General features: G+C 65.0%; 6 protein-coding genes. All 6 read right to left on the bottom strand.

Annotation, left to right across the window (positions count from 1 at the left end; genetic code table 11):
• Positions 1–84: 84 nt before the first annotated feature.
• Positions 85–1,476, bottom strand: coding sequence for an MFS transporter (locus AAFX91_RS07100; protein ID WP_394565973.1), 1,392 nt, complete (start codon positions 1,474–1,476; stop codon positions 85–87).
• 142 nt (positions 1,477–1,618) lie between these two features.
• Positions 1,619–2,404 carry an ABC transporter ATP-binding protein gene (locus AAFX91_RS07095; protein ID WP_130580240.1) on the bottom strand — a complete coding sequence of 262 codons (786 nt, stop codon included), beginning with the start codon at positions 2,402–2,404 and terminating at the stop codon, positions 1,619–1,621.
• Positions 2,392–3,447 carry a dihydrodipicolinate synthase family protein gene (locus AAFX91_RS07090; RefSeq protein WP_394565972.1) on the bottom strand — a complete coding sequence of 352 codons (1,056 nt, stop codon included), beginning with the start codon at positions 3,445–3,447 and terminating at the stop codon, positions 2,392–2,394. Before AAFX91_RS07090 ends, AAFX91_RS07095 begins: the two co-directional genes overlap by 13 nt.
• A gap of 8 nt (positions 3,448–3,455) precedes the next feature.
• Positions 3,456–4,277 carry a GNAT family N-acetyltransferase gene (locus AAFX91_RS07085; protein ID WP_394565971.1) on the bottom strand — a complete coding sequence of 274 codons (822 nt, stop codon included), beginning with the start codon at positions 4,275–4,277 and terminating at the stop codon, positions 3,456–3,458.
• Positions 4,264–5,301 carry an NAD(P)-dependent oxidoreductase gene (locus AAFX91_RS07080; RefSeq protein ID WP_130580238.1) on the bottom strand — a complete coding sequence of 346 codons (1,038 nt, stop codon included), beginning with the start codon at positions 5,299–5,301 and terminating at the stop codon, positions 4,264–4,266. The genes AAFX91_RS07085 and AAFX91_RS07080 overlap by 14 nt, the downstream gene beginning before the upstream one ends.
• Positions 5,302–5,319: 18 nt before the next feature.
• On the bottom strand, positions 5,320–6,090 hold the full coding sequence (locus tag AAFX91_RS07075) for an ABC transporter permease (protein WP_130580237.1): 771 nt from the start codon (positions 6,088–6,090) through the stop codon (positions 5,320–5,322).
• Positions 6,091–6,094 lie beyond the last annotated feature (4 nt).

Here is a 6,094-nt window from a genome sequence, read left to right as displayed (position 1 = left end):
GGTCACTTTGGCGTAGAGCTCACCAGGCCGCCGCCCAGCGCGCGCACTTCAAAACAAAAAGACAACTGTAATGCTAGCGCAGGATCATGCGCCCTTGGGCGCGACAGCCAGCCGCAGGAAGCTCATTGCACTTCCGAGCACGGCAAATCCGGCGCCCAGCGCTAGCGCGTAGGTTGCGCCTTCGTGGCCGGCGATGGCAAAGCAGAAGGCCGCGAGCGCGGCGCCGATGGTTTGCCCGGTGAGGCGCGCAGTGGCGACGATGCCGCTGGCGCTGCCGCTGCGATGCGGCGGCGCGCTGCTCATCAGTGCCTTCATATTGGGCGTCTGGAAAAAGCCGAACCCGATTCCGCAGATCACCATGCGCCAGACGATATCGGGAATGCTGGGCGAGGCGGGCAGTGTCGCCAAGAGTGTCATGCCGAGGCCGAGCAGGATTAACCCGATACCGCCGAGAATGCCGACCGGGTAGCGGTCAGACAATCGGCCGCCGATCGGTGCCATGATTCCGACAACCAGAGGCCAGGGCGTCATGAAGAATCCGGTCTCGACCTGCGACCGCATCAGCACGGCTTCGAAATAGAACGGCAGCGAAACGAAGGCGAGGCCCTGGATCGCGAACGAGCAGACCGCGGTTGCCGCGGACAAGGCGAACATCGGCCGGCGGAACAGGTCGATCGGCAGCATCGGCGCCGGATGATCCCGATGCCGATGCATCAGCAGCCAACCCAGCACAACCGCGCCGACCAACTCAACCAACACCAATACCGGCGACGTCTTGTGCGCGGCGCTGCCGATGCCGATGATGAAGAGGCCGAGGCAGCCTGAGGCCAGCACTGCGCCGGGGAAGTCGAAGGCGTGCACGGCGCGCGGCGTTGGCGGCAGCGTCTTCATCCCGATGAACAACGCGATCAGGCCGAACGGGATATTGATCGCAAACAGCCACGGCCAGGTTCCGAACGCCAGGATGCCCGAGGCGATCGTCGGCCCGAGGGTAAAGGCAGTCGCGACGACCAGCGCGTTGTGGCCGAAGCCGCGGCCATGCATCCTGCTTGGGTAGACGTAGCGGACCAGCGCGGTGTTGACGCTCATCAGCCCGCTGGCGCCCAGCCCCTGCAGCGCTCGTGCAATGAGAAGGCTATCGAGCGACCATGCGAGCGCGCAGCCGAGCGAGGCGAGCGTAAACAACAGGAGGCCGCCGAGATAGATGCGCTCATGGCCGACGATTTCCCCGAGCGCGCCAAGCGGCAGCAAGGTCGCGACCAGTGCGATCTGGTAGACGTTGACGACCCAGACGACATCCGCCGGGCTGACCTGGAGATCGGTCGCGATCGCCGGCAGGGCGATATTGGCAATCGCTGTGTCGAGCGAAGCCATTGCGAGCGCGGTGAAGATCGCGGCAACGGCCCAGCGCCGCTTCTCCGGCGGCAAGCCGTCCATGACCGGCGCAACTGGCGCCCTCGCCACGAGCATGTCCATTGTGGTCAGATTCCCCAGAAGGGCGGGATCCCGCTCCGACCCATGTACTACGCGCGCGTGGGTTGCCACAGGCGTGCGGTTGCATGATGCGTATGCGCAATTCTGCCTTCCGGCCCCGCGTCAGCCGTGCAGGCGCGACAGATCAGGCGTTGGTGCTGAGCCCGAGCCGAGCATAGATGCGCCGGGCGTAGGCGCCGAATTCATCGGTGGTCTTGATCGGCAGCGCACGGGGCAGCGGCAATTCGATCGGGAAATATTCCGCCATCCGAGCGGGACCGGCGGTGAGCACGGCGCAATGGGAGCCCAGGAAGACGGCTTCCTGGATGCTGTGGGTGACGAAGATGATGGTCTTGCCGCTTTCGCGCCAGATCCTGAGCATCTCAAGATTCATCTGCTCGCGCGTCAGCGCGTCCAGCGCGCCGAACGGCTCGTCCATCAGGATCAGCTTTGGATCGTGGATGAAAGCGCGGGCGATTGCGGTGCGCTGCTGCATGCCACCGGAAAGCTGCTGCGGATATTTGTCCTCATAACCGGCGAGGCCAACCATTTTGAGCAGATCGCGGGCGCGCTCCCGTGCCGCCCTGATCGGCAGGCCGACGATCTCGGCCGGCAGCAACACATTGTCGAGGATGGTGCGCCATTTCAACAGCAGCGCCTGCTGGAACACCATGCCGATATCGCGCGCCGGATCGAACGGCGTCTTTGCGTTGCCGATCTTGATCGTGCCGCCGTCGGCGCCGTGCAGGCCGGCAAGAATCTTCAGTACTGTGGTCTTGCCGCAGCCGGATGGTCCAACCAATGCCACCAGCTCGCCCTCAGCGATGTCCATGGTGACGTCGGAGACGGCAAGGAATTCGGCTCCCTTGGACCGATAGACCTTGCGGACGTTACGCAAGCTGATGAAAGGCTCGGCTGTCATGCCAGCCATTTCTGCAGGTTCGCGGCGACGAAAGCATCGTCCGAGAGATCGGCGTGCTCGCGGCAGACGCGGTCGATCTGCTGCATCTGGCCCGGGCTGAGGCCTTCGTTGGGATCGAGGCACCCGATGCCCTCCATCAAGCCCTGGCGGCGGAGGATCTCGTGACAGCCGGCGATGCAGCCATGGAAATTGTTGGCAACGTCGAAGAACGCGCTGTTGCAATCGGTGACGCGGGCATCGAGCGCGAGCAGATCGGCGGGCACTGCATCCTTGTAGCGCGCGTCCCTGCACATCTCGAACTGCCGGATCGCCGTCTGCGTCCACACCGACCAGTGGCCGAGCAGGCCGCCCTTGAAGTAAGTGCGGGTGGTGACGCCGTTCTGGCGCAGGTCGAACGGCAAGGTGAGGTCGAGCAGGATGTGATCATCATTGCCGGTATAGAGCGCGACGCGGTCGAGGGCTCCGGCCGCGGTGACGCCGCGCAGCACATCGAGGGTGCGATAGCGGTTGAACGGTGCGATCTTGATCGCGATTACATTGTCGATCGCGGCAAAGCGCCGCCAGAAATCCGCGCTCAACACGACTCCGCCGACCGCCGGCTGCAGGTAGAAGCCGACCAGCGGGATTTCGCGCGCCACCGCCTGGCAATGCGCGATGATGTCATCTTCCGACGCGGTCGTCATCGCGGCGAGGCTGAGCAGGCCGGCGTGGTAGCCGATATCGCGCGCCGTGCGCGCTTCCGAGATAGCCTGCTGCGTCGGACCGGCGAGGCCTGCGACCAGCGCCAGTGGCCGCTTGGTCCAGTTCGCGGCCGTCTCGGCGGTGAGCTCCAGCACCGGTCGATAGAGACCAACCTCGCGGATTGCGAACTGCGTGGTGTGGACCCCGACTGCCAGGCCGCCGGCGCCGGCGTCGATGTAATAGCGGGTCAGGGCGCGCTGATGCCTCTTGTCGAGCGCGCGATTGGCGTCGAGCGCGAGCGGATGTGCGGGCAGCACGGTGCCGTCGGCGATCAGCTTGCGTATGTCGGATTTGATCTCGCTGTGGTGCATGGCCAATCCTATCCAAATTCTGGGCCGGCGACCGCGAAGGGAAGCTCTTCGCTTTGGGTGGTGGCGCGACCGAACCGCATGCGCTGGAACGGCCGCTCGATGTTCCAGCCGGCGCCGGCCAACCCGGCGATGAATGGTTCCTGCGACGCGATCGCGTCGATCAGGAGCGGACCGCTTTCGGTTCGGCTGATCGCATCGACCAGCACCAGCGCGTCAGCAGCGTTATCCGCGAAAAGTGGTCCGATGTGGCGCGCGGTGCGGCCGTCGCGCACGAGCGCCATCGCGTCGCCGTACGACAGAATGCGCGAGTTCGTGCGCGCGGCGAATTCGGTGAGCAGGGCGTTGCGCTCAAATCCCATGGCGCGCCGGTCGCGTGCGCTGAACGTATCGATATCGAAGGCCGCCAGCATCGCGGGCGCCTCCTGCGTCGGATGTTCGAGCCGCAAGCGCCGGAGCTGCAATGTCGGCGTGAAGCCGAGCGGGCCGTACACCGTGGCGCCTGCCGGCGTCGCGTCGAGCCAGGTGGTGAGCCCGCGCTGTCTTGCCGCGTCGAGACAGGCGTCGACGAGCCGGGTCGCGAGCCCGCGGCGGCGCCAGAGCTCCGTCACCAGCACCATGCTGATCCAGGCATTGCCGGCGGAATACGGCAGCAGCGCCGCGGTCGCGACCAAGTGCGTTCCGTCGCGGACGCCGAACACGATGCCGTTGGTCAGGAAGAAGCGCCAGTCGGCCTCGTTCTGGTTCCAGCGCGCTTCGGTCGACAGCGCAAGCCCGGCCGGTGCGTCGTCGACGCCGAGTTCGACGATGGCGACGGGCTCAGTATCGGCCATCGCGCACCTCATATTTGGTCGGCTTGCCGAGGCTCGGCATCGCGCGCGCCACCCAATCCGCGGTCCAGGCGATCAACTGCTCGGTGTCGACGACCGGCAGGCCAAACAGCTTGACCGCTTGCGATGTGTCGGTCAGCCACGCCGTCGGCTCTTCCTTGCCGACGATCACAGGCTCGCGGCCGAACCGCGCGCCGAACTTAGCGGCGAGATCGCGCACCGCGAGGATTTCATCGCCGCTGACATTGATCGGCGAAGTCGGCGTCGTGCAATGCGCCAGGCACCGCAACGCCTGTGAGGCGGCATCGCCCTGCCAGATGAAATTGACATGGCCGAGGCTGACGTCGATCGGCGTGCCCGAAAGCACCTTGGTCGCGATGTCGTGCAGCACGCCGTAGCGCATGTCGATCGCGTAGTTCAGGCGGAACAAGCGGCCGGGCGTCGAGAATTTCCTGGAGAAGTACTCGAACATGCGTTCGCGCCCGACGCAGGATTGCGCGTATTCGCCGGGCGGATTCGGCGCTATGTCTTCATTGGAGCCTTTGCCGTCGACCGGCACGAACGGATAGACGCAACCAGTCGAGAAGGCCACGATCCGTGAAGCGGGGAAGGCCTGCGCGACCAGTGCGGGAACATGCGCATTCATCGCCCAGGTCAGCGACAGGTCACCCTCGGCGCCGAATTTGCGGCCGGCCATGAAGATGATATTCGGCGCCTTTGGCAGTGTCTTGATCGCGGCCTCGTCCAGGAGGTCGCAATTGATGGTCTCGATGCCGCGCTGATCGAGCCAGTCCTTCACCGCGGGATCGCTGAAGCGGGCGACGCCGATGACGCGGCGGTCCGGTGCGGCGGCCTTGGCAAGTCCGGCCAGCGTCGGTCCCATCTTGCCGGCGACGCCGAGGATCATGATGTCGCCGTCGACCCTGCTGATATCGTCGATCAAGGCCTGGCTCGGCCGGCACAGCAAGTCGTCGAGCGCTGCGATATCCGGGATCGTCTTTGGCAAAGTCTCGCGCGTAAGCAGCATGGCTCTTCCCCTGGTTTCTTATTGCAGCCGTATGTCGGAGACCACGAACAGCCGTTCAAGGCCGAGCACCAGGCCGTAAAGCGCGACGCCGAGCAGCGTCAGCAGCACGACCGCCATCACCATGGCCGGCGTATCGAGCGAGGACTGTACCTGGATCATGAGGTAGCCGAGCCCGCGCTCCGAGGCGATGAATTCGCCGACGATGGCGCCGGCAACCGCGAGGATAGCGCCGACCTTCATGCCCGAAAACACGTAAGGTAGCGATCCCGGCAACTGGATCTTCCGGAACAGCGTCCAGCGCGAGCCGCGCAGCGATTTGACGAGGTCGAGCAGGTCGGGCTCGACCTCGCGCAGGCCGCGTGCGGTCGTCAGCAGGATCGGAAAGAAGCAGATGCTGAAGGCGATCAGGATGTTCGGAATGATGCCGTAGGAAAACCACACGATGATCAGCGGTCCCATCGCCACTTTCGGGATCATGTTCAGCGTCACGAACAGCGGCAGCAGCAACAAGCTCACCAGTGGCGACCAACTGAAGATGACGGCGAGCGCGACGCCGACCAGCGCGCCGAGGCAGAAGCCGCCGAGGATCTCGGCTGCGGTGACGAGCAGGTTCGACAGCCAGGCATATTTGGCGGAGCTGAGCGTGGCGACGGTTGCGAGCGGCGAGGGCAGGATGAACTTCGGCACCTGGAAGGCGTCGACCAGGACTTGCCAGAGCACGATCACGGCAAGATGCACGATCAGGATGATCGCGATGGACCGCGTGGATCGCCCGCCGTCACTGAACACCAAT

Source organism: Bradyrhizobium sp. 31Argb (assembly GCF_043638955.1).
In the GTDB taxonomy this organism is placed as follows: Bacteria; Pseudomonadota; Alphaproteobacteria; order Rhizobiales; family Xanthobacteraceae; genus Bradyrhizobium.
This window is presented reverse-complemented; position numbering and strand designations above follow the sequence as displayed.